This is a genomic window from Granulicella tundricola MP5ACTX9 (genome assembly GCF_000178975.2).
In the GTDB taxonomy this organism is placed as follows: Bacteria; Acidobacteriota; Terriglobia; order Terriglobales; family Acidobacteriaceae; genus Edaphobacter; species Edaphobacter tundricola.
The window spans coordinates 3,991,656-4,011,359 of record NC_015064.1 but is presented as its reverse complement, the minus strand read 5'-3'; the positions used below and the strand labels follow the sequence as shown (position 1 = coordinate 4,011,359).

Annotated in this window: 22 protein-coding genes; 14 read left to right on the top strand and 8 right to left on the bottom strand. The window is 62.5% G+C overall.

Annotated elements, in window-relative coordinates; all coding sequences use genetic code 11:
• Positions 1-20: 20 nt before the first annotated feature.
• Both pyrR and ACIX9_RS17480 read left to right on the top strand, forming a co-directional pair.
• Positions 21-605: a bifunctional pyr operon transcriptional regulator/uracil phosphoribosyltransferase PyrR gene (gene pyrR, locus ACIX9_RS17485; RefSeq protein ID WP_013581824.1), complete on the top strand. Its 585-nt coding sequence runs from the start codon at positions 21-23 to the stop codon at positions 603-605.
• A gap of 25 nt (positions 606-630) precedes the next feature.
• A complete protein-coding gene (locus ACIX9_RS17480; protein WP_013581823.1) occupies positions 631-918 on the top strand; it encodes a putative quinol monooxygenase in 288 nt (95 codons plus the stop codon).
• Here ACIX9_RS17480 and ACIX9_RS17475 read toward each other — a convergent pair.
• Positions 915-1,451, bottom strand: a complete 537-nt coding sequence (locus ACIX9_RS17475) for a DUF1697 domain-containing protein (RefSeq protein WP_013581822.1) — start codon at positions 1,449-1,451, stop codon at positions 915-917. The two genes, ACIX9_RS17480 and ACIX9_RS17475, sit on opposite strands and share 4 nt — an antisense overlap.
• Positions 1,452-1,514: 63 nt before the next feature.
• Between ACIX9_RS17475 and ACIX9_RS17470 the strand changes: the two genes are divergently transcribed.
• The gene (locus ACIX9_RS17470) at positions 1,515-2,063 is read left to right on the top strand and encodes a hypothetical protein (protein ID WP_013581821.1); all 549 of its coding nucleotides are present in this window, start codon (positions 1,515-1,517) and stop codon (positions 2,061-2,063) included.
• A gap of 154 nt (positions 2,064-2,217) precedes the next feature.
• Positions 2,218-3,750: an AsmA family protein gene (locus ACIX9_RS17465; protein ID WP_157477664.1), complete on the top strand. Its 1,533-nt coding sequence runs from the start codon at positions 2,218-2,220 to the stop codon at positions 3,748-3,750.
• A 2-nt stretch (positions 3,751-3,752) separates the two neighbouring features.
• Here ACIX9_RS17465 and ACIX9_RS17460 read toward each other — a convergent pair whose 3' ends face one another.
• The 3 genes from ACIX9_RS17460 to ACIX9_RS17450 form a co-directional block, all read right to left on the bottom strand.
• Positions 3,753-5,054, bottom strand: coding sequence for a dihydroorotase (locus ACIX9_RS17460; protein WP_013581819.1), 1,302 nt, complete (start codon positions 5,052-5,054; stop codon positions 3,753-3,755).
• 61 nt (positions 5,055-5,115) lie between these two features.
• Positions 5,116-6,072 (bottom strand): aspartate carbamoyltransferase catalytic subunit, encoded by a 957-nt coding sequence (locus ACIX9_RS17455; RefSeq protein ID WP_013581818.1) that lies wholly within the window; start codon positions 6,070-6,072, stop codon positions 5,116-5,118.
• Positions 6,069-7,430 (bottom strand): adenylosuccinate synthase, encoded by a 1,362-nt coding sequence (locus ACIX9_RS17450; protein ID WP_013581817.1) that lies wholly within the window; start codon positions 7,428-7,430, stop codon positions 6,069-6,071. Before ACIX9_RS17450 ends, ACIX9_RS17455 begins: the two co-directional genes overlap by 4 nt.
• Before the next feature lie 111 nt (positions 7,431-7,541).
• On the opposite strand from ACIX9_RS17450, the gene ACIX9_RS17445 reads away from it, so the two are divergent.
• From ACIX9_RS17445 to ACIX9_RS27780, 4 genes are read left to right on the top strand one after another with little or no spacing between them, the layout of a single operon-like run.
• Positions 7,542-7,802 carry a hypothetical protein gene (locus ACIX9_RS17445; protein ID WP_013581816.1) on the top strand — a complete coding sequence of 87 codons (261 nt, stop codon included), beginning with the start codon at positions 7,542-7,544 and terminating at the stop codon, positions 7,800-7,802.
• Positions 7,795-8,604: a bifunctional DNA-formamidopyrimidine glycosylase/DNA-(apurinic or apyrimidinic site) lyase gene (gene mutM, locus ACIX9_RS17440; RefSeq protein ID WP_013581815.1), complete on the top strand. Its 810-nt coding sequence runs from the start codon at positions 7,795-7,797 to the stop codon at positions 8,602-8,604. Before ACIX9_RS17445 ends, mutM begins: the two co-directional genes overlap by 8 nt.
• Before the next feature lie 27 nt (positions 8,605-8,631).
• Entirely contained in the window at positions 8,632-8,886 is a 255-nt protein-coding gene (locus tag ACIX9_RS17435; RefSeq protein ID WP_013581814.1) for a type II toxin-antitoxin system RelB/DinJ family antitoxin, read from the top strand.
• Between the two features lie 2 nt (positions 8,887-8,888).
• On the top strand, positions 8,889-9,161 hold the full coding sequence (locus ACIX9_RS27780; RefSeq protein ID WP_013581813.1) for a type II toxin-antitoxin system YafQ family toxin: 273 nt from the start codon (positions 8,889-8,891) through the stop codon (positions 9,159-9,161).
• Between the two features lie 3 nt (positions 9,162-9,164).
• Here ACIX9_RS27780 and ACIX9_RS17425 read toward each other — a convergent pair whose 3' ends face one another.
• Together ACIX9_RS17425 and sthA are read right to left on the bottom strand one after the other, a co-directional pair.
• Positions 9,165-10,082, bottom strand: a complete 918-nt coding sequence (locus ACIX9_RS17425) for an ROK family protein (RefSeq protein ID WP_013581812.1) — start codon at positions 10,080-10,082, stop codon at positions 9,165-9,167.
• A 70-nt stretch (positions 10,083-10,152) separates the two neighbouring features.
• Complete coding sequence (sthA, locus tag ACIX9_RS17420; protein WP_013581811.1) at positions 10,153-11,562, bottom strand: Si-specific NAD(P)(+) transhydrogenase; 1,410 nt, start codon at positions 11,560-11,562, stop codon at positions 10,153-10,155.
• Positions 11,563-11,713: 151 nt separating this feature from the next.
• Here sthA and ACIX9_RS17415 point away from each other — a divergent pair, with 151 nt between their 5' ends.
• Positions 11,714-12,295, top strand: a complete 582-nt coding sequence (locus tag ACIX9_RS17415; protein WP_049789376.1) for a thiamine phosphate synthase — start codon at positions 11,714-11,716, stop codon at positions 12,293-12,295.
• Entirely contained in the window at positions 12,285-12,836 is a 552-nt protein-coding gene (locus tag ACIX9_RS17410) for a GNAT family N-acetyltransferase (RefSeq protein WP_013581809.1), read from the top strand. Before ACIX9_RS17415 ends, ACIX9_RS17410 begins: the two co-directional genes overlap by 11 nt.
• 9 nt (positions 12,837-12,845) lie before the next feature.
• On the opposite strand, the gene ACIX9_RS17405 is transcribed toward ACIX9_RS17410, so the two are convergent.
• Entirely contained in the window at positions 12,846-13,637 is a 792-nt protein-coding gene (locus ACIX9_RS17405; protein ID WP_013581808.1) for a TIGR03435 family protein, read from the bottom strand.
• A gap of 216 nt (positions 13,638-13,853) precedes the next feature.
• On the opposite strand from ACIX9_RS17405, the gene ACIX9_RS17400 reads away from it, so the two are divergent.
• From ACIX9_RS17400 to ACIX9_RS25990, 4 genes are all read left to right on the top strand, one after another.
• Complete coding sequence (locus ACIX9_RS17400; protein ID WP_013581807.1) at positions 13,854-15,128, top strand: class I SAM-dependent RNA methyltransferase; 1,275 nt, start codon at positions 13,854-13,856, stop codon at positions 15,126-15,128.
• A 163-nt stretch (positions 15,129-15,291) separates the two neighbouring features.
• Positions 15,292-17,886, top strand: a complete 2,595-nt coding sequence (locus ACIX9_RS17395; RefSeq protein ID WP_013581806.1) for a ComEC/Rec2 family competence protein — start codon at positions 15,292-15,294, stop codon at positions 17,884-17,886.
• A gap of 115 nt (positions 17,887-18,001) precedes the next feature.
• Positions 18,002-18,283: a hypothetical protein gene (locus ACIX9_RS17390; protein ID WP_013581805.1), complete on the top strand. Its 282-nt coding sequence runs from the start codon at positions 18,002-18,004 to the stop codon at positions 18,281-18,283.
• Between the two features lie 23 nt (positions 18,284-18,306).
• Positions 18,307-18,456 (top strand): hypothetical protein, encoded by a 150-nt coding sequence (locus ACIX9_RS25990; RefSeq protein ID WP_013581804.1) that lies wholly within the window; start codon positions 18,307-18,309, stop codon positions 18,454-18,456.
• Here the strand turns inward: ACIX9_RS25990 and ACIX9_RS17385 are convergent.
• Positions 18,434-19,663 carry a tRNA dihydrouridine synthase gene (locus tag ACIX9_RS17385; protein WP_013581803.1) on the bottom strand — a complete coding sequence of 410 codons (1,230 nt, stop codon included), beginning with the start codon at positions 19,661-19,663 and terminating at the stop codon, positions 18,434-18,436. The two genes, ACIX9_RS25990 and ACIX9_RS17385, sit on opposite strands and share 23 nt — an antisense overlap.
• Positions 19,664-19,704: the final 41 nt, after the last annotated feature.

Sequence of the window (19,704 nt, the reverse complement as noted above, 5' to 3'; positions counted from 1 at the left end):
TTCGGAAAGCGTGGAGACTCATGGCTGAAGAGATGGCTGAAACCAAAAAAGACGGGCCGAAGTTGAGGCTGAAGGGCCGGCTGATGTCGGCGTCTGAGATTGAACGGACGCTGGTCAGGCTGGCACATGAAATTGTGGAGAAGAACGACGGCGCGACGAACCTGGGGCTGATCGGGATCAAGCGGCGGGGCGTGCCGCTGGCGCAGCGGCTCGGCAAGCTGATTGAGAAGATTGAGAAGACGCCGGTGGATACGGGCGTGCTGGATATCAGCTTCTATCGCGACGATCTTTCGACCGCCGGGCCACGGCCTGTGGTGACGAAGGGTGCGATCGGGTTCGACGTCACGGGGCGCGACATCATCCTGATGGACGACGTGCTCTACACGGGGCGGACGATTCGCGCGGCGCTCGATGCGCTGTTCGACCATGGCCGGCCGAAGAGCGTGCAGTTGCTGGTGTTGATCGACCGTGGACATCGTGAGCTGCCGATCCAATCTACGTTTACGGGGCGGACGATTCCCACTTCTTCACGCGAAATTATCGAAGTGAAGCTGCGCGAGATCGACGAAGACGAACAGGTGCTGCTGGTCGAACTGGCGGAGTAGCCTCAGATTTTTAGGAGATCGACCGATGCTGTCTTTTACCGTACGCATGCGCTTTGACGAGGCCGATCACGAAGCCATTGAAGGCGCACTGAAGGCCCTGACCACAGGCTCCCGCGCGGAGCCCGGCTGCGTCAGCTATATCTGCCACTTTCTGGAGTCGGACCCGAATACTGTTTTCATTTACGAGCAGTACAAGGACTCGGCTGCGCTGGATGAGCATAAGGCGACGAGCCACTTCAGTGAGTTCGCGGTGGGCGTGCTGTACCAGCGGATGAAGGAACGGGTTGTTGAGAATCTGACCGCCGTCGCTTAGGCCTCCATCATCTCCAGCAGCTTGCCGATGGTGTTCCAGTTGCGTGCCGTGCTGACCGTCTTCAGCTTCGAATCGAAGTAAGCGTTCGTCAGCTTCGTGCGAGCCATCCCATTCGGTAGGTGCAGATACACGGCGCGTTTGTGGACTGCAAAGGCGTCTGGTTCGGAGCGGAGTGGGTCCAAGGCTTTGACTGCACCGGCTGCGGGGAGATCGTTCAGGAAATAGACGTGGAGCGTGGACTCCACCGCTCCCGCTTTGAGGAACGGATTGTGCGTGAAGGTCTCGCGTAGCTCCTCCGTAGAGCGCAGGACGATGCGGCCCGGATACCCATACTGTTTTGCAATTTCCTCCGTCACCTTCGCGACGCAGGCCTCGGCGGCCTCGTGAGGCTTTGCCTCAAAGACGACATTGCCGCTCTGGATATAAGTCCGAACCGCAGTTGCGCCACACGCCGTAAAGATGGCCGCAAGCTCCTTCATGGGAAGCTTGGCCTTGCCCCCCACGTTGATTCCCCTGAGCAATGCCAGATACACATCAGCCTCCTTCCCGCGCAAATTTCTTGACAACGCGCATGGTCCCGTTAGTCTTGAATCCTCATGGACACCTTACTGAACGACATCTTCCACGCGCAACCGTATGCACTCCTGATCATCGCCGGGCTCGTCTTCATCACCATCGCTATCGTTGGCAGCATCAAGACGTATATCGATCCGGGCAAGGCGGGGCGGATCGCCGCTGGAGCCGCGGGTGCAGTGCTGTTATGCGCCGGCCTGTTCATGTCGAAGTCCGCCCCTGCAACCGCCAGCGCGCCCCCTGCGGTGCCCAAGGTTGAGGCGGCCACGCACGGCGGAGAGTCTTCCGCGCCGGCCGCCGGTACGCTCGGCAAGCCGACCACCGCCTGCTACGTCCAAGGGCACTGGCCCACCGATATCCATAAGCAGATGGCTGCGGGCGACACCTGCACGCTGCCCGATGGGCTGGCAGGGAAGGCCGTCCTCGCCAACAACGTCTGTAACTACACCTCCGGGCCGCTCAACGGCACCAGCGCGCAGTTCAACAACCTGATGTACGTCGGTTATAGCTGCACCTCACCGGACAAACAGAGCAAAGGTCAGGTCCCTGCACCGGTGGCAACTCAGAACTAGTTCACCCCTCTGCACTGGCTGCAACTTCACTGATTCCAACCGCGTGAGAGCTGCATCTCATAGGGCGGAGTTTGAATTGGAGAAAAATAGCCAAGCCGTTTTTCCAAATCATCAACATAGCCGCGGCAAAGCGTGGCGATGGACCCTCTGGAGTGTGCTTCTTGCAGCCGCAGTCCTGATCGGTGTGCTGCAGATCCTGGTGGCACGGGCTGGTCCGATCCTCAAGGGCCGCGTCGTTGAGACGCTCAAGACGCGCTTCGACAGTAAGGTGGAGCTGGACAGGCTTCAGGTCTCCATCTTGCAGGGCCTGAACGTCACGGGCGGCGGCCTGCGAATCTATCCGCCTGACGATGTCATGGCCGCAGGTGCGAAGGCGCCGCTGATCTCAGTCGATGCGTTTGAGTTTCATGCCGGGCTGCTGGGCCTGGTGTTCAAGCCGATGCATGTTGGCGCGGTGCATGTGCGTGGGCTCGCCATCCATATCCCGCCACGCAAGATGCGACAGCAGGGTGCCGCAAAGCCCCGGCATCTGGGCAAGGTCAAGATTGAGGTGGATGAGATCGTCTGCGACGACTCACAGCTCGTCATCGGCACGGACAAGCCGGACAAGGACCCCAAGCTCTTTGAGTTGAAGCACATCGTCCTGCGTGACGTGGGACCGAATGCGCCGTGGCCCTATGACGCCGTGCTGACCAACGCCGTGCCGAAGGGCGACATCCACGCGGCGGGCAGCTTTGGTCCATGGAACACGGAGAGCCCCGGCGACTCCAGCGTCATGGGCGACTATCGCTTCGACCACGCCGATCTGAACACCATCAAGGGCATCGGCGGCATCCTGCACTCCACCGGCCACTTCGAAGGCCAGCTTGACCGCATTGCCGTGCAGGGCACAGCCGACGTGCCGGACTTCTCACTCGACACCGCCAACCACCCCATGTATCTGAAGACGGAGTTCTCCGCCGTCGTCGACGGCACCAGCGGCGATACCTACCTGCAGCCCGTGCAGGCCAGGCTGGGTGAGTCCGACTTCACCTGCAGCGGCGCGGTCGTGAACGTCAAGGGCAAAGGCCACATCATCGATCTCGACGTGGACGTGCCGGCCGCGCGCATTCAGGACTTTCTGCAGCTCTCCGTCAAGACCGAGCCGGCGGTAATGTCAGGCGTGATCACGACGAAGACGAAGCTGCACATCCGTCCCGGGCCGGAGAGCGTCACGCAGAAGCTGAGCCTGAAGGGCGGCTTCGTGCTGAAGCGCATCCATTTCACCAACCCGGAGGTGGAGGACAAGGTGGATATGCTGAGCCTCCGCGCCGAAGGAAACCCCAAAGACGCCAAGCCCGGTGCGCCGGATGTGCATTCGCTGATGACAGGGCAGTTTGAGATGAGCGGCGGCAAGCTGAACTTCAGCAACCTGAACTACACGTTGCCGGGAGCGAGCGTCGCGTTGGCGGGTGTCTACTCGCTGGACGGGCAGCAGTTTGAGTTCACAGGAAAGGTCCGGACGCAGGCCAAGCTGTCCCAGATGGTGGCCTCCAAATGGAAGAGCCTCCTGCTGAAACCGGTCGACCCGTTCTTCCACAAGGACGGCGCGGGCGCGGTCATCCCGGTGAAGATCTCGGGGACGAAGAGTGCGCCTAAGTTTGGTCTGAACCTTGGCGGCAAGAAGCCGGATCAGGCTTCGAGATGAAGTCACGCTCGAAAGACGATACGCCCCGCAACGACGGTCGCCTTCACCTGCCCAAGCATCCCTACTCCATCGAAGGGTGTGTTGCGCGACTTCGACCTCGTCTGCGCGGCCGAGTAGGTCCACTCCGCGCCCGCATCGAAGACCGTCACGTCGCCCCATTTGCTTGAAGTGAGCGACCCCGCATTACCCAGCCGTGCGATGGCCGCTGGTGCCGCGCTCATGAGTTCGATGATGCGCGTCAACGATGCGCCATGTTCACGGTGCAGCACCTTCAACGCCAGTCCCAGTGCAGTCTCCAGGCCGGTGATGCCGTTGGGTGCGCGCTCGAACTCCTGCTCCTTTTCGTGGCGTGCGTGCGGCGCATGGTCGGTGGCGATGCAGTCCACCGTGCCATCCAGCAGCCCGGCGATCACGGCCAGGCGATCCGCCTCAACGCGCAGCGGCGGGTTCATCTTGGCGTTGGTGCAGAAGTTGCCGATGGCATTCTCATTGAGCGTGAAGTGATGGGGGGCGGCCTCGCAGGTGACGTGCAGACCTTCCGCTTTGGCGGCTCGCACGGCATCCAGCGCACATGCGGTGGAGATGTGTTGAACGTGCAGTTGGGCGCGTACGCCATCTGTCTTTTCAATCTCCCGCAGCAGCCGTATATCTCGTTCAACGATGGAGCTTTCAGCCTCCACCGACATCCCGCGCAGCCCCAGGCGAAACGCCAGCGCCCCGGCGTTGATGCCGGAGGACGGGGAGATGCGGGTGTCCTCCGCATGCTGCGAGATGACGAGGCCGAGGCGACCGGCTTCCAGTAAGGCTGCGCGCATCATCGCATCGTGCAGGACGGGCTTGCCGTCGTCGGTGAAGCCGACTGCTCCGGCTTTGGCGAGCGCGGCAAAGTCTGTCAGGCATTCCCCCATGCTGCCCTCTGTTACCGCGGGCATGGCGAAGAGACGGATTGCGGGATTGCGAGCGGCATCGAGCATCCACGCCATGGATTCGGGCGTGTCATTCACCGGAACGGTGTTGGGCATGGCCACGACGGAAGTAAATCCGCCAGCCGCCGCGGCTGCGGTGCCGGTGGCAATGGTCTCCTTGTAGGTCTGGCCGGGCTCGCGCAGGTGGACGTGGACGTCGATGAATCCGGGTGAAACGATGCAGTCCGCAGCATCCAAGTGCTGTGCTTCAACACCAGCAAAACCACCCGGAGATTCGACTCCAGCGATGACACCATCGCGGATCAAAACATCGCGCAGGGCGTCCAGACCGTTCGCCGGATCGATCACCCGCCCGCCAGAAATCAATACGCTACTCATTCAGTTACAATCTCCCTCTGGCGTGACCTGTTCCGAACCTTGACTGTTACAAATAGCTCTCTTAGGCCTGCTCAAGCGCGCGGACCAGCAACGCCGCCCTTACGGCCTGCCCATGCCGGACCTGCTCTTCAATGGCTGACTGCGCGGAATCAGCGACCTCGCCCTGAATCTCAAGCCCACGAATCATCGGCCCTGGATGCATCACGACGGCGCGAGGCGCATAGGCCTGAAGCCGCTCTTCATTCAACTGGTAGTGGATGATGTAATCGGCAAGATCGATCTCCAGCCCAGCCAGCCGTTCGCGCTGAATCCGCAGCATCATGACGACCTGTGAGCGCTTCAGCGCTGCATCAAAGTCGCGCACAATCTCAATGCCATCGCCCAGTCCCAGCGCTTCTTCCGGCAGAAGCTCCGGAGGGCCGCATAACAACACTCGCGCACCGAGACGAGGTAGCAGCATCGCGTTTGAGCGAGCGACACGGCTGTGGCGAATGTCTCCGGCGATCGTCACGGTGACGCCATCCAGGACATGCTCATCCACTGGTTTGTCCGTGCGTCCTAGCCGCGAGAGAATCGTCCGCAGATCAAGCAGCGCCTGCGAGGGATGCTGGTGCATGCCGTCGCCCGCATTTAACACGGGCAGCCCAGTCGTCTGCGCCAGCACAAACGGAGCCCCGCCGGCGGGATGCCGCAGGATGATGCACTCCGCGCCCAGCGCTCGCAGAGTAAGCCCGGTATCCTTCAGGCTCTCGCCTTTTTCAATCGAGGAACTCTTGTCCGAGACCAACGTAGTTGTCGCGCCGAGTGATTTGGCTGCAAGCTCAAAGCTGGTGCGGGTACGGGTGCTGGACTCGTAAAACAGCAGAGCCACGCGGCGGCCCTTTAGAACCTGCGATCGCTCCTCGGGAGCCATCGCCTCCAGGTGCGAGGTCAGCGCAAGAATGCGGCTGACCTCACTGACGGCCAGTCCATCGACCGTCAGCAAAGACCCCAACGCATAGCCGGCGGCCGTCGTCATCCGGCAACGGTTCCGTTGACGTTGACGCCGCCCAGCAGCGTGTCGAACTCGGGCATGGTCATGGTCTGGATGCGGTCCGGCCCGGTTGAAACCATGCCGATCTTCGCGTTTGATTCGCGCTCGATGAAGTGCAGGTAGTCCTGTGCGAGCTGGGGCAGCTTATCGAACTCCGTGATGCCTTCGGTCGAGCAGTTCCAGCCCTTCAGCGTCGTGTAGATGGGTTTGATGGACTCGAAGCCGCGGATGTCGGCGGGGATGACGTCGGTCACCTTGCCGTCGATCTTGTAGCCGGTGCAGACGGGAATCTCCGCGCACTCGTCCATCACGTCCATCTTGGTGACGACGAGCCACTCGGTCCCGTTGATCATGTTGCTGTAGCGCAGCAACGGCAGGTCAAGCCAGCCGCAGCGGCGCGGGCGGCCGGTGACTGCGCCGTACTCCTGTCCGCGTGCGCGGAGCAGGTCTGCGGAGTGGCCGTCGATCTCGGTGGGGAACGGGCCTTCGCCGACGCGGGTGACGTAAGCCTTGGTCACGCCGATCACGGTGCCGATCTTGGTGGGGCCTACACCGGTGCCGGTGACTGCGCCGCCAGCCGTAGCAGAGCTGCTGGTCACGAAGGGATAGGTGCCGTGGTCGATATCGAGCAGCGCACCCTGCGCGCCTTCGAACATGACGTTCTGACCCTTGTCGATGGCGTCGTTCAGCATGACGGCGGTGTCGGTGACGTAGGGGGCGAGCTGCTCGGCCAGCTTGACGTACTCCTCATACATGGCGCGCGGGTCCAGCGGCTCCGTGCCGAACAACGCGTGGGCGATGGTGTTCTTCTCATGGCAGGCGTTGTTGATGTGCGTGCGCAGGAGCGAGGAGTTGAGCAGGTCGGCGACCCGCAGACCGTTGCGATGGATCTTGTCCTCATACGCGGGGCCGATGCCGCGGCGGGTGGTGCCGATCGGGGTGCGGCCAGGCGCAGTCTCAGCGGCGAGCTCGATCATGCGGTGATAGGGCAGGATCACCTGCGCGCGGTTGGAGACGAAGAGCTGTCCATCAACCGGCAGACCGGCGTCCTTGAGCTTCTTGACCTCGGCCAGGAAAGCTGCGGGGTCCAGCACGACTCCGTTGCCGATGACGCCTTTGCAATCCGGGCGCAGGACGCCGCAGGGGATCAGTTGCAGGACGAACTTGCGGCCGTGGATGATGACCGTGTGGCCGGCGTTGTGGCCTCCGGCGTAACGTGCGACGACATCGAACTTTTCAGAGAGAACATCGACGATCTTGCCCTTGCCTTCATCGCCCCACTGGGCTCCAAGGATGACGGCGGACTGACGCTGGGACTTGCTGGCAGGCTGAGACTGGCTCACGATGAGGATGCTCCGGGGTGCTTCGGGTGGGAGTGCGCGCGCCTGGCTGAAGGGTTACTCAGCCGAAGCTCACGCCCATAAGTCATTTTATACTGAGGACCGGGGTGACCGATGCCGGTTCTGTTCAGCCGTATGCGCGAGTTTGAGAACCAGCGGGTCCACATGGTCTTTGACGACGACCACGAGGTCGTCGCAACCCTGCTGAGCGCGACCGAAGACATTGAAGGCAGCCACCACCTGATCTACGACAAGGTGGAATGGGCGAACGATCCGCGTGAGTTCGCCACAGCGAAGGATTCAAGCGTCTACGCGGAGGGTGAGTCGCTGGTCAGCATCGAGGCGGCTGAGGCGGTGGAATCGACCCATGCCTGAGCTTCCCGAGGTCGAAACCGTTGCGAACGGAGTCCATGACCGCGTCCACGGCCAGCGGATCGACTCCGTCTGGACCAGCGGCAAACCTCAGACCTTCAAGAGCCCTGAGACGGAGATCGCAGAGGTCCTGACCGGTGCAAGGATCGACCGGGTTCGCCGGATCGGCAAGACCGTTGTGGCCGACCTCACTCGCTCCTCCGGCGAGACTGCACAGTTTCTGGTGCATCTGGGTATGACGGGGCGGCTGCTCGTCTCGCACCCGGAGGTTCCGCTGCCGCCGCACACGCATGCGGTGCTGGGGCTGAGCGGAGGCAATGAGCTTCGGTTCGTCGATGCGAGGCGGTTTGGGCGGCTTTCCGTGGTGCATGAGGCCTATGGCGGCCCGGGAGCCGAGCCACTCACCATTAACGAAGAAGACTTCATTGCGCTCTTCAAGGGGCGCAAACTCGCCATCAAGGCGGCGCTGCTCAACCAGTCTCTGCTGCATGGGGTCGGCAACATTTATGCCGATGAAAGCCTCTTCCGCGCCAAGATCCGCCCGCGAAGGCAAGCTGGGAAGCTCACTCGCGACGAACTCAAGCGGCTCCGAACTGCCTTGATCGAAGTTTTGCGCCATGCCATCAAGCTCGGCGGCTCCTCTGTCTCAGATTATGTGGACGCAGACGGAGTGCGTGGGTTCTTCCAGCTGGAACATAAGGTCTATGGCCGTGCCGGTGAGACATGCAAGGACTGTGGCACGGCGCTGAAGAAGATCATCGTAGGTGGCCGCACCACCGTCTACTGCCCCACCTGCCAACACTGAAGGCCTATACTCGTTGCGAGGTGAAGCATGGCCACGACAGCATTAGTCGTCACAATGGATGAAAGCCTTGATCGTGAAGCATCGGCTGTTCTGGCTGGTATCGGCTTCACCGTCGACCAGGCCGTGAAGCTGTTGCTGACTCAAGTCGTCAAAGAGAAGTGCCTGCCTCCGTCGCTGCACGTTCCTAACCAGGACACCATCGACGCGATGCAGGAACTGAAAGACGGTGGCGGCGAGCAGTTTGCCAACGTTGAAGACATGCTGGCCAGCCTGGGCATTTAGCAATGCTCGAAGTCGTTATGGCCACCAGATTTCGTCGTGATACGAAGCTCATGGAGCGCCGGGGCCTGAAGATGACCAAGCTGCGAGAGGTCATCATGCTCCTTGCCCAGGAGATTGAACTGCCCGTGCGATATCACGATCATCTCCTCAGCGGCAGCTGGAAAGATCATCGCGAATGCCACGTTGAGCCTGACTGGCTTCTGATCTATCAACTGCAGGAAGGCCAAATCCTTTTCGCGCGAACCGGAACCCATGCAGATCTTTTCGCAAAGTAAGCCCTAGCCCTGCAAAGAAAGCTCCGCAGCCACCGCAGCTCCCACCACCCGAATATCCGCGTCGTCGTTCACGATCTCCAGCGTATAGCTTTGCAGCGGGCTCATCTTCACCATCTGCTGGATGTAGTCCTTCAGCATTGGCAGATCGATGAAGCGGGAGTTGAAGCCGGTCAGAAAGAACTTGCCCGGTCCCTCGTTGTGGATTGAACTCGCCGTCCCTGCAGCCAACGCCTTGTGCCACAGCTTCTTGAACTGGAAGCAGCGGTCATCTCCGCCCGGACCGCCCTTCGGACCCTTCTTCGCTTCTGCAAAGACCTCTTCCGGCTCCATATCCAGGAAGCGCAGACGCATCGCGCGATGCCCCATGATGCCTTCGAGGTGCCCTCGTCCGCCGCACCCGCAGTAGTTTTCCTTGTCATCCAGCGTGACGACGGCGTGTCCGCCCTCCCATACGCCCGGCGCAAACGGATAACGCCCATACCCAATCCCGACGCCCAGCGTCCAGACCCGGATAAAGTGATCCAGCTTGCCCTGCGCCGCAGCGAGCCCGGCCGCAACGCCATCGGCATCGTTCAAAATATGTACCGGCACGTCGAGCCCATGATTCTTCAGCTCGGCGGACAGCAGTTCGCTGATATGCGCACCCTTGAGCTGCGGCAGATTGGGCGAGTCCTCCACCACCCCCGCCTTCATCAGCCCCGGCATCGCGACACCCACCGCCGCAATATCTTTATGGCCGTTCTGCACGAGGATGACCTGCTCACAGATCGTCTTGATCAGGCTTTCGGTGTGCATCTCCACCAGGCCGGACTCATCGTCCGCCGCCTCCGGAAACGCGCGTACCGGTCCATCGAGCTTGTGATCGACCACAAGCCCCGCCAATACCCGTTCCGACAACACCACCCCAATGGTCTTCGCCATGTCCGCCCTGCCCTTTAGTTTCTCTTCTCGGCTGATTGCCCATCTGGCTTGAGAAAGATGCCCCGATGAGTTACTCGAACTTGCTCACGCGGTTCAAACCGTTGAACGCCGCAACTTTATAACATTCAGCCAGAGTTGGGTAGTTGAACACGGTTTCCACGAAATAATCGAGCTTTCCGCCCAAAGACATGACGGCCTGCCCAATATGGACCAACTCGCTGGCGCCCTCGCCGATAATGTGGATTCCCAGAATGGCATGCGTCATCCGGTGGAAGATGATCTTCAGCCGCCCGGTCGTATCGCCGCGAATCTGTCCGCGTGCGATCTCGCGATAGTACGCCACGCCGACCTCATACGGCACGTCTTCCTCGGTCAACTGCTCCTCGGTCTTGCCCAGGAAGCTGATCTCCGGAATCGTCCAGATGCCGTACGGGTAGAAGCTCGGGTTGGAAAGAACCGTGTCGTCGCCGAACGCACGCGCACTGGCGATCCGCCCCTGCTCCATCGAAACCGAAGCCAACGACGGGAAGCCAATCACATCACCCACGGCGAAGATCGTCGGAACCTTGGTGCGGAAGTCCTTATCGACCGGAATACGCCCGCGCGAGTCCGATTCAACCCCGACTGCAGCCAGGTTCAACTCGTCTACATTGCCTTGGCGGCCTACGGCGTATAGGAGCGCATCGCCCTGAACCTTCTTCTTCGATTCAAGATTCGCCACGACCGTGCCATCGGGCATCTCGTCGACGCTTTCCACTTCCTCATTCATGCGCATCGTCACGCGCGAATCGCGAAGGTGGTAGCTCAGCGCCTCAATGATCTCCTGGTCCGCAAACTCCAGCAGACGCGGACGCCGCTCGATCAGCGTCACCCGCACGCCGAGCGCGGAGAACATACAGGTGTACTCGACCCCGATCACACCGCCGCCGACGATAATCAGCGTCTTCGGCAGATTCTTCAACTCCAGGATCAGGTCGGAGTTCACAATCGAGTGACCGTTGATCGGCACCTTCGGCGAGCTCGCTGGCTTCGTCCCGGTTGCAATCAGCACATTCTTCGCGTCGTAGATGGTCGCGCCGCGAGAGTTCGTGACCTTAACCTGGGTGATGCCGTCATTCGTGCCTTCAAAGCTGGCCGTGCCGACGAACATCTCGATGTTATTGCGCTGAAGCTGTGCCTCGGTGACGTCCACCTCGGTCTTGATGACGTGCTGCACCCGGAAGGCCAGGTCGGCCATCGTGATGCGTTCCTTCACCCGGTAGTTCATCCCGTAGATGGACTTGTAGTTGTAGCCGGAGAGGTGAAGAACAGCCTCACGCATGGTCTTGGACGGGATGGTTCCGGTGTTGATACAGGCACCGCCTACCACCTCGCGCATCTCCACGACGGCGACTTTTTTGCCCAGTTTGGACGCGTAAATTGCCGCGCGTTGTCCTGCTGGGCCGGAACCGATAACGATCAGATCGTAAACACTGCTCATGAGCGGCGTGCTCTTCCTTGCGCTGCGAAACTTGCGCCTAAGTTGTTACGTTTCCTATCAAGACTGCATAAAACCTACCACAGTCCCATCACGGCAGATGACGCAGGCGGTCCACTGCCAACGCCGCTTCATAAGGCCTAAACTTGATTCTATGCTTCGTTACGCCATCACAGACCGTTTCCTGCTTGGCAAGGGAGATACCGGGCGTCTGATCGAGCGTTGTGGGGCTCTGGCCCAAACCGGGATCGATTTCATTCTGGTCCGTGAAAAAGATCTTCCCGCCGGGGAGCTTGTGCAGCTCTGCCGCCAGATCGCAGCCGCCGCGCAAGGCTCCGCCACCCAGATCCTGGTCTCATCCCGCGTCGACGTGGCCCTCGCAGCCGGCGTGGCCGGCGTCCATCTCTCGTCGCAACCCGGCGAGCTCACCCCCGCCCAGGTCCGCCAGCTCATGCCCAGTGCCTTCATCAGCGTCTCCTGCCACTCGCTGGAAGAGATCCGCCGCGCCCGGCTCGGAGGAGCCTCCGCCGCCCTCTTCGCCCCCGTCTTCGGTAAAACCATCCAGGGCCAGGAGGTCTCAGCCGCCATCGGTCTTGATGCTCTTCGTGCAGCCTGCGCCGAAGCCGCTCCAATGCCCGTCTTCGCCCTGGGCGGAGTCACCAACGAAAACGCCGCGTCCTGCGGAGCCGCCGGAGCCGCAGGCATCGCCGGAATACGGATCTTCTATGCTGCCTGAGCTCACAACGGAACGCCTCATCCTGCGTCCGCTTCAGCTTGAAGACGCCGCCCGGACGCAACTTCTATTTCCCCACTGGGAGATCGTGCAGCACCTCAACGCCGTCGTCCCCTGGCCCTATCCGCCGGACGGTGCCTTTACCTTCTACCGCGATAGTGCACTCCCCGCCATCGCACGCAACGAGGAGTGGCATTGGACCCTCCGTCTCAAGTCAGACCCCGCCCTGCACATCGGCTCCATTTGCCTGACCCGGGCGGCAGAGGAGAATCGAGGCTTCTGGCTGGGCCAGCCGTGGCAGGGTCAGGGCCTGATGACGGAAGCGGCAGAAGCCGTAACGGAGTACTGGTTCGAAGTCCTCGGCATGCCGACTCTGCGAACGAAGAAGGCCGCCGCCAATCTCGCCTCCAGAAAGATATCGGAGCGTCTCGGCATGAGGTTCGTCGGCTTGCAGGAACACGACTTCGTAGCCGGCCGCCTCCCCGCAGAGACATGGGAGATCACCCGCGAAGAATGGAAGCAGCAAAGAGCAGCTCAGTACTGACCACTGCCTTCAATTCTCCAAAGGCCGGTGCGCCCCATCGATCACCAGCGCATTCACCATCCCCTTCGTCTCCTCAAGCTTCAACCCAAGCTGCTCCTGCACGGCGGTAAACAGAGGAGGACTCGGAGAATCAGCCGGTGCCGCAGGAATATCCCCGCTCAACTGCGTCTCATCCGGAGCCCATTCCAGGTCGAAGTCGTACCGCCCGGTCAGCCCCGTCTTATCGACGACGGGCCGGTCCAGGATCGCCCGCTGCAACACCGAAGCAAAGTCCCCCATACTCACATTCCGCGCCGGCATCTTGATCTTCTGCGGATACACCGTGCTGATCGTCTGCGGAGCCTCGTCCGGGGCCTGTGTGCTCGCCTTCAGCTTCGACCCACCCTTCGCCCGGCTCAGCTCGTAGATCGAAAACTCCTTCTGCTCCCGATGAAACTTCAGCGCAAACCGCTCCGAAATCAACAGCCGAAGCATCGCCATCTGCTGATCGCGGCTCGGCTTCTTCTCCCCCGGCGTCACCGCGACGACGTCGTAATGATCCTCCGTCACCCACCCCGGCCCACCGGAGATCGTCTTCGGATTCAGCTCATACGCCGCCGCAATCAGCAGCTTCAGCGTGTAGTTTTTCCCGATGAACCGGTGGTCGCCCTCCATCCGAATAAACCGCCCCGCCCGCTCCCCCGGATCGACCAGCTTGATCGTCGCCACCTCAAACGGCTCCGCCTTACCCGCAACCGTCCCCTGCGCGCCCAACCCCAGGCTTCCCATCACCAACCCCGAGACCGCGATCCATCTCACCATACCAACCCCCTCCGGAATTGACTCCGCGTAACCGACTGCGAAGATTGGACGCACCACTCCGACCTTCGCCACACTGTACCTCAGCGAAACCCCGCCTCCCCGCCATTCGACAGTCCTGCCACTGAAAGCCCGTCCTACCCCCCTTTTCGAAGGTCCCGGTCCCGCCCCATCCTCGGAATCCACCCCTCCCCTCACCCAACCCGATACCATAACCAAATGACCACCCGCATCACCACCCCGCTCTACGGAGGCACCTTCACCCCCGAGTCCGGCCCCAACACCTCGCCAGACCTCCCCTTCGTCCTCCCCGGCGAGCTCATCACTCCCGATCCCCTCACCATCCTCGAACCCTCCCCCCACCGAGTCACCCCCAACTGCGTCCATTTCACCGTCTGCGGCGGCTGCCACTACCAGCACGCCGACTACCCCACCCAACTCACCCTCAAATCGCAGATTTTGCAACAAATCCTCGCCCCGATCGGCCTGCAAGCCACCCCCACCGTCCATTCTGCCGACCCCTACGCCTACCGCAACCGCATCCGTCTCCGCGCCGAGCAGATCGATGGCCTCACTCACTTCGGCTACAGCCGCCGCAACTCCAACGAATTCCTGCCCATCCGCATGTGCCCCATCGCCGCCCCGCTCCTCTGGCGCGCAGCCGAGACCCTCACCCGCCTCGCAGAATCAGAGCCCCTCATCACCCGCTGGCTCGCCCGCATCTCTGAGCTCGAGTTCTTCATCTCGCCCAACGAGGAGCGCCTCCAGATTCAGTTCTTCCTCCGCAACGCCGAGGACGCCAACCAGAAGGGCCAGAATTTCGCCGCCTTCTGCGATCGCCTCAAAGCCGCCCTCCCCGAGCTTGCCGGAGCCTCCGCCCAGATGGACCCTGAACTCAGCCGTCGCACCCGCCGCACCTGGCCCGGAGTCACCTGGGGCACCGCCGGCCTGTCTTACGCAGTCGGAGAACGCAAATACTGGGTCAGCCGGGGAGCCTTCTTCCAGGTCAACCGCTTCCTCGTAGAAACCCTCGTCCAGATCGTCACGGCCAACCGTTCCGGTACCCTGGCATGGGATCTCTTCGCCGGCGTAGGCCTCTTCGCGCGTCCCCTCTCAGAAACCTTCCAGCACGTCGTAGCCGTGGAAGGCGCGGAAGCAGCCGCCGTCGCCCTGTCCAACCTCTCTGTCCAGACCCCGTCCCTCCAGGCCGTCCACTCCCCCACCTTCGACTTCCTCCGCGCCGCCGTCCTGCAGCGCGAGCGCCCCGACCTCATCGTCCTCGACCCCCCGCGCGCCGGCCTCGGCACCGAAGGCTCCGCGCTTCTCGCTCGCATCGCCCCTCCGGAGATCGTCTATGTCTCCTGCGACCCTGTAACCCTTGCCCGCGACCTTGCCGTCCTCCTCCCGCACTACCGTGCCACGGCCGTCCACCTCGTCGACCTATTCCCCCAAACGTTCCATATTGAAACTGTCGTCACGTTAGAGCGAATCTAATCCCCAAACGAGCCCTGAATGCTGTACAAAGCAGGGTATCGCGCGCTCCAGATCCAGCCACCTCATCCACCCGCTCCTCTTCCGCCGAGCACCGCTCGCGTTTGCCGCCCTGTGCTTTGCCCTCGGCGTAGCCCTCGCCCGTATCGTCTATCAGCCTGTTCTGGTGATCGCCACCGTTCTCACCCTGCTGACGGTCCTGGCGATCTGGTCGCTTTGCCGCAGTGAGCGCCCAGCCTGGCTCCCCGTCGCCGCCATCTGGCTCACCCTCGGCCTGGCCGCCGCCGAATGGCAGCCATCCCCAGCCTCCATCGCCCTAACCCCCTACACCGACGGCCTAAGCCGCCACCTCACCGCCCGCATCATCCGCATCCACACCCTCCCCCCGGAGGCCCCCACCCCTGACGCCGACCAAATCCCTGTATGGGAGGCCACAGACTCAACGCCCGAAACAGAAAACCAACCCCAAGCCATCTCCGCCGACCTAGCCCTCGCCTCCATAGAACAGGTCACCCCGGACACCTCAACCGAAGTCCCCATCACCGGCACCATCCGCGCCACGCTCTACTCCGCCACCCCAATCGCCCTCCGTTGCGGCCAGCCTATCACCGCCACCCTCCGCATCAAGCCCCTGGAGCGTTACCGAGACCCCGGAGCCTGGCAGTACGCCGACTACCTCGCCACCCAGGGCGTCGTAGCCCACGCCAGCGCCCCAGCCTCAGACATCCACGCCACCGCCCCCCCAATCCGCACCCTCCCCTGCCTCCTGGCCGACTCCCAATCCTGGGCCGCCGCCCGCCTCCTCGCCTTCACCCAATCCCCCCAAAACCGCGGCCTCCCCGAACTCGTCCGCCTCTCTCAGCAAGACGCCGGCATGCTCAATGCCATGCTCTTCGGCGACCGCACCGTCCTCAACCACACCCTCCGCCTCGGCTTTGAGCGCACCGGTTCCTTCCACCTCTTCGTCGTCTCCGGCCTGCACATCGCGCTGCTCGCCGGGGCCGTCTTCTGGCTCCTGCGCCTCATCCGCACCCCTCGCTGGCTTGCAACCCTCCTCACCCTCGCCGCCGCCACCTTCTACGCCGCCCTCACCGGCTTCGGTCAACCCGCCCAGCGATCCTTGGCCATGGTCGCCGTCTTCCTCCTCGCACGCCTGCTCTCCCGCGACCGTGACGGGCTCAACGCCCTCGGCGCAGCCGCCCTCGCGCTCCTGCTCTGGGACCCATCGACCCTCTTCGACGCCAGCCTCCAGATGACCATTCTCGCCGTCATAGCCATCGCCGGGCTCGCTCACCCCATCGCCCAGCGCACCTTCCTCCCCTGGGCCGCCGCCGCCCGACAGGCCTTCCGCCCCCGCCGCCGACCCCTACCACCCGCCCTCGCCCAACTCCGCCTCACCCTTGAACTCTTCGGCGAGCACCTCTCCGCCGCCTCGCACCTCAAGCCTATCCGCTACATCCCCGCGCAGGCCTTTCGCCTCATCCTCTGGACCCTGGAATTAGCCCTCGTCGGCATCGTCGTAGAGCTCGTCATGGCCCTCCCCATGGCCATCTTCTTCCACCGGGCCGCCGTCTTCGCCCTCCCGGCCAACATGCTCGTCCTGCCGGTCATCGCCATCCTGGCTCCCGCCGCGGTCGCTACCTTCGTCGCCTCCCTCATCAACCCCTGGCTCGCGATCCTCCCCGGCACCCTCACCGCCACCCTCCTCCACACCCTCACCTCTGTCATCTCCCACATCAGCCATCTGAAATCCGCAGACGTCCGCATCCCACCCCCATCCCCCTGGATCGCCGCCGCCGCCCTGGCTGCCTGGCTCACCTGCTGCTGGGCCGTCCGCCGCAGCCGTGCCGGCACGGTCATTACAGCCGCAGTCCTCCCGCTCATCGCCGTCGCCATCCTCTGGCCCGAGCCCCCCATCCTCACCCCCAACACCCTCGAAATCACCGCCCTCGACGTGGGCCAAGGCGACTCCCTCCTCGCCGTCAGCCCGGAGGGCCGCACCATGCTCATTGACTCCGCCGGCCCCATCGGCCGCCACGGCCAGTCAGAAGTCCTCTCCACCTTCGATATCGGCGAGCAGGTCGTCTCCCCTTACCTCTGGTCCCGCCGCCTCCGCCAACTGGATATCGTCGTCCTGACCCACGCCCACACCGATCACATGGGCGGTCTCCCCGCCATCCTCCAGAACTTCCACCCGCATGAGCTCTGGGTCGGCATCGACCCCCACTCCGCCCTCTACGCCGCTCTCCTGGCCCAAGCTGCGCGCCTCAACATCCGCGTCCGCCACCTACACACCGGAGACCATGTCCAGTGGGGTTCCATCCCCATCGAAGTCCTCTCCCCATCCCCCACCTACCTCAACCCCGGCCCCCCAAAGAACGACGACTCCCTCGTTCTCCATATGCAGTACGGCCAATCTTCAGCCCTGCTGGAAGGGGATGCCGAGCGCCCCAGCGAAGCCGCCATGCTCGCCGCCAAGCTCATTCACCCCGTAACACTCCTGAAAGTAGGCCATCACGGCAGCAACACCAGCACCATCCCAGCCTTCCTCGCCGCAACCGCTCCGATCGACGCAGCCATCAGCTCCGGCCGCGGGAATCCCTTCGGCCATCCGCGCGCAGAGGTCATCGGCCGCCTCGCCGCCCAGCACACCCACCTCTTCCGCACGGACGAGCTCGGCCTCACCACCTTCCTCCTCACCCCGGACGGCCGCATCCGTGAGGTCGTCAACTCTACCCCGCTCCCCGTCCACTCCCCATAGCCGTTCCTCCATCCACGGATTCAGCGTTATCCAGCGAGATTCCGACAGGCTCCAGCAGGCCGGAATCGTTGTATCCTCCAGCTACGTCAAAACGACTGTGAATCTCTGGAGGCCTATGCAGACCGAAAACACCGCATCCCAGCCGCTCCCGAAGCCAGACGCACAGCAGGAAACCCAGGAAGAGAACCGCCTCATCCGCCGCCTTCAGCTCATGATGAACCTCGTCATGCAGACCATCGCCCAGGACGGTTCGCTCTCGGTCGATGACGCCTCCCAGATGATCGCCGACGCCCGCAAAGCCGCCCTCGCCATGTTTCCCGGCAAGGAGCTCGCCTACGAACTCATCTGGCGGCCCCGCTTCCAGCGCCTCATGCAGGAGCGCTTCCGAATCAACTAGCCGCCCCGGACCCAGGAGAAACCTTGCTCATCCGCCCCACCAAAACTCCCAAGAAGAAATCCTTCGAGACCCATGACATAGCCGCCATCGCCACCCGTGCCGAGCAGGGCAAAGCCCCTACCCGCCACACCGTCAAGCTCCCGAAGACAGCTACCCCCGGAAGGGGTAACTAGACCCCACCAGCTCCGCTTCCTCAGCGACCAAGCCACGCCGCCCGTCAAAGAAGCGCTCCACCGCCCCCAGCACGGCATCCCCGCTCTTGCTCTCGAAGATCTCCTTGCGCAGCCCGCCGCCGCCCGGTATCCCGTGCGTGAACCAGCTCGCAAACTGCTTCATCTTCCCCAGCGTCTCGCGCAGGGAGGACTCCTTCACCCGCTGCAGCTTCTTGTCCGCATCCGTCAGCTCCACGCCCGGAATCCCAACGATCTCCGGATGCTCATGGAACTCATGCAGCAGCATCCCGAAATAAGCCTTGATCATCCGGTAGCGATCGTCATCGGTCGCCAGGTCATACCGCCCGGTCTCCGTGTACTGTGCAATCTGCCGGAAGATCCACGGATTAGCCGGAGCCGCCCGCCCGATCATCACCGCATCGCACCGCGTCTGGTGTGTCATCGCTACGGCATCCTCCGGCGTCAGAATGTCGCCATTCCCAATCACCGGAATCCCCACCGCATCCTTCACCGCCGCAATGTACTCCCACCGAGCCTGCCCCGAGTACCCATCCTCACGCGTCCGCGCATGGAGCGCCACAGCATTCAGCCCGCAGTCCTCCGCGATCTTTGCCAGCTCCACACAGACGATGTTCTTGTCGTTCCAACCCATCCGAAACTTCACAGTGAAGGGAATCGAGATAGCCCCCCGCACCCGTTTGAAGATCGTCTCGATCAGCGGCAGATCCCGCAGTAACCCCGAGCCGCCATTGCACGCAACCACCCGCTTCGCCGGACACCCCAGGTTTAAATCCACAATATCGAAGCCTGCATCTTGGCAGATCCGAGCCGAATCTGCCAGCGTCTCCGGGTTAGACCCAAAGATCTGCGCCGAGATCGGATGCTCGTCGTCGTAGTAGGTCAGGTAGCGCTTCCGCTTGACCTCCCGCATCCGGGAAAGCCCGTCCGCCGAAGTGAACTCCGTCATGATCAGCCCACACCCGGACTGCGCATTCGAAGTTTCCACGTCAACATCGGTATCGCCCGAATCCGGGGTAAACTTGCTCGCATTTTTGATGAACCGCCGAAACACCGTATCCGTCACGCCTGCCATCGGCGCCAGCACCGTCGCCGGCGCAATCCGCACGTTGCCGATCGTCAGCACCGCCGGCACACGCGTCCCCTCAGGCATCTCGTTCGTGGCCGGATTGTCCCAATGCTTCTGCACGCTTCCCCTCAATCGATCCCGCTAAACCGAAAAGGCCCCCG

Bases quoted from the DNA above. Each gene is read 5' to 3' on its own strand.
- pyrR (WP_013581824.1), top strand. From the start codon at position 21: ATGGCTGAAGAGATGGCTGAAACCAAAAAAGACGGGCCGAAGTTGAGG.
- ACIX9_RS17480 (WP_013581823.1), top strand. From the start codon at position 631: ATGCTGTCTTTTACCGTACGCATGCGCTTTGACGAGGCCGATCACGAA.
- ACIX9_RS17470 (WP_013581821.1), top strand. From the start codon at position 1,515: ATGGACACCTTACTGAACGACATCTTCCACGCGCAACCGTATGCACTC.
- ACIX9_RS17460 (WP_013581819.1), bottom strand. From the start codon at position 5,054: ATGAGTAGCGTATTGATTTCTGGCGGGCGGGTGATCGATCCGGCGAAC.
- ACIX9_RS17455 (WP_013581818.1), bottom strand. From the start codon at position 6,072: ATGACGACGGCCGCCGGCTATGCGTTGGGGTCTTTGCTGACGGTCGAT.
- ACIX9_RS17445 (WP_013581816.1), top strand. From the start codon at position 7,542: ATGCCGGTTCTGTTCAGCCGTATGCGCGAGTTTGAGAACCAGCGGGTC.
- mutM (WP_013581815.1), top strand. From the start codon at position 7,795: ATGCCTGAGCTTCCCGAGGTCGAAACCGTTGCGAACGGAGTCCATGAC.
- ACIX9_RS17435 (WP_013581814.1), top strand. From the start codon at position 8,632: ATGGCCACGACAGCATTAGTCGTCACAATGGATGAAAGCCTTGATCGT.
- ACIX9_RS27780 (WP_013581813.1), top strand. From the start codon at position 8,889: ATGCTCGAAGTCGTTATGGCCACCAGATTTCGTCGTGATACGAAGCTC.
- ACIX9_RS17425 (WP_013581812.1), bottom strand. From the start codon at position 10,082: ATGGCGAAGACCATTGGGGTGGTGTTGTCGGAACGGGTATTGGCGGGG.
- sthA (WP_013581811.1), bottom strand. From the start codon at position 11,562: ATGAGCAGTGTTTACGATCTGATCGTTATCGGTTCCGGCCCAGCAGGA.
- ACIX9_RS17415 (WP_049789376.1), top strand. From the start codon at position 11,714: ATGCTTCGTTACGCCATCACAGACCGTTTCCTGCTTGGCAAGGGAGAT.
- ACIX9_RS17410 (WP_013581809.1), top strand. From the start codon at position 12,285: ATGCTGCCTGAGCTCACAACGGAACGCCTCATCCTGCGTCCGCTTCAG.
- ACIX9_RS17405 (WP_013581808.1), bottom strand. From the start codon at position 13,637: ATGGTGAGATGGATCGCGGTCTCGGGGTTGGTGATGGGAAGCCTGGGG.
- ACIX9_RS17400 (WP_013581807.1), top strand. From the start codon at position 13,854: ATGACCACCCGCATCACCACCCCGCTCTACGGAGGCACCTTCACCCCC.
- ACIX9_RS17390 (WP_013581805.1), top strand. From the start codon at position 18,002: ATGCAGACCGAAAACACCGCATCCCAGCCGCTCCCGAAGCCAGACGCA.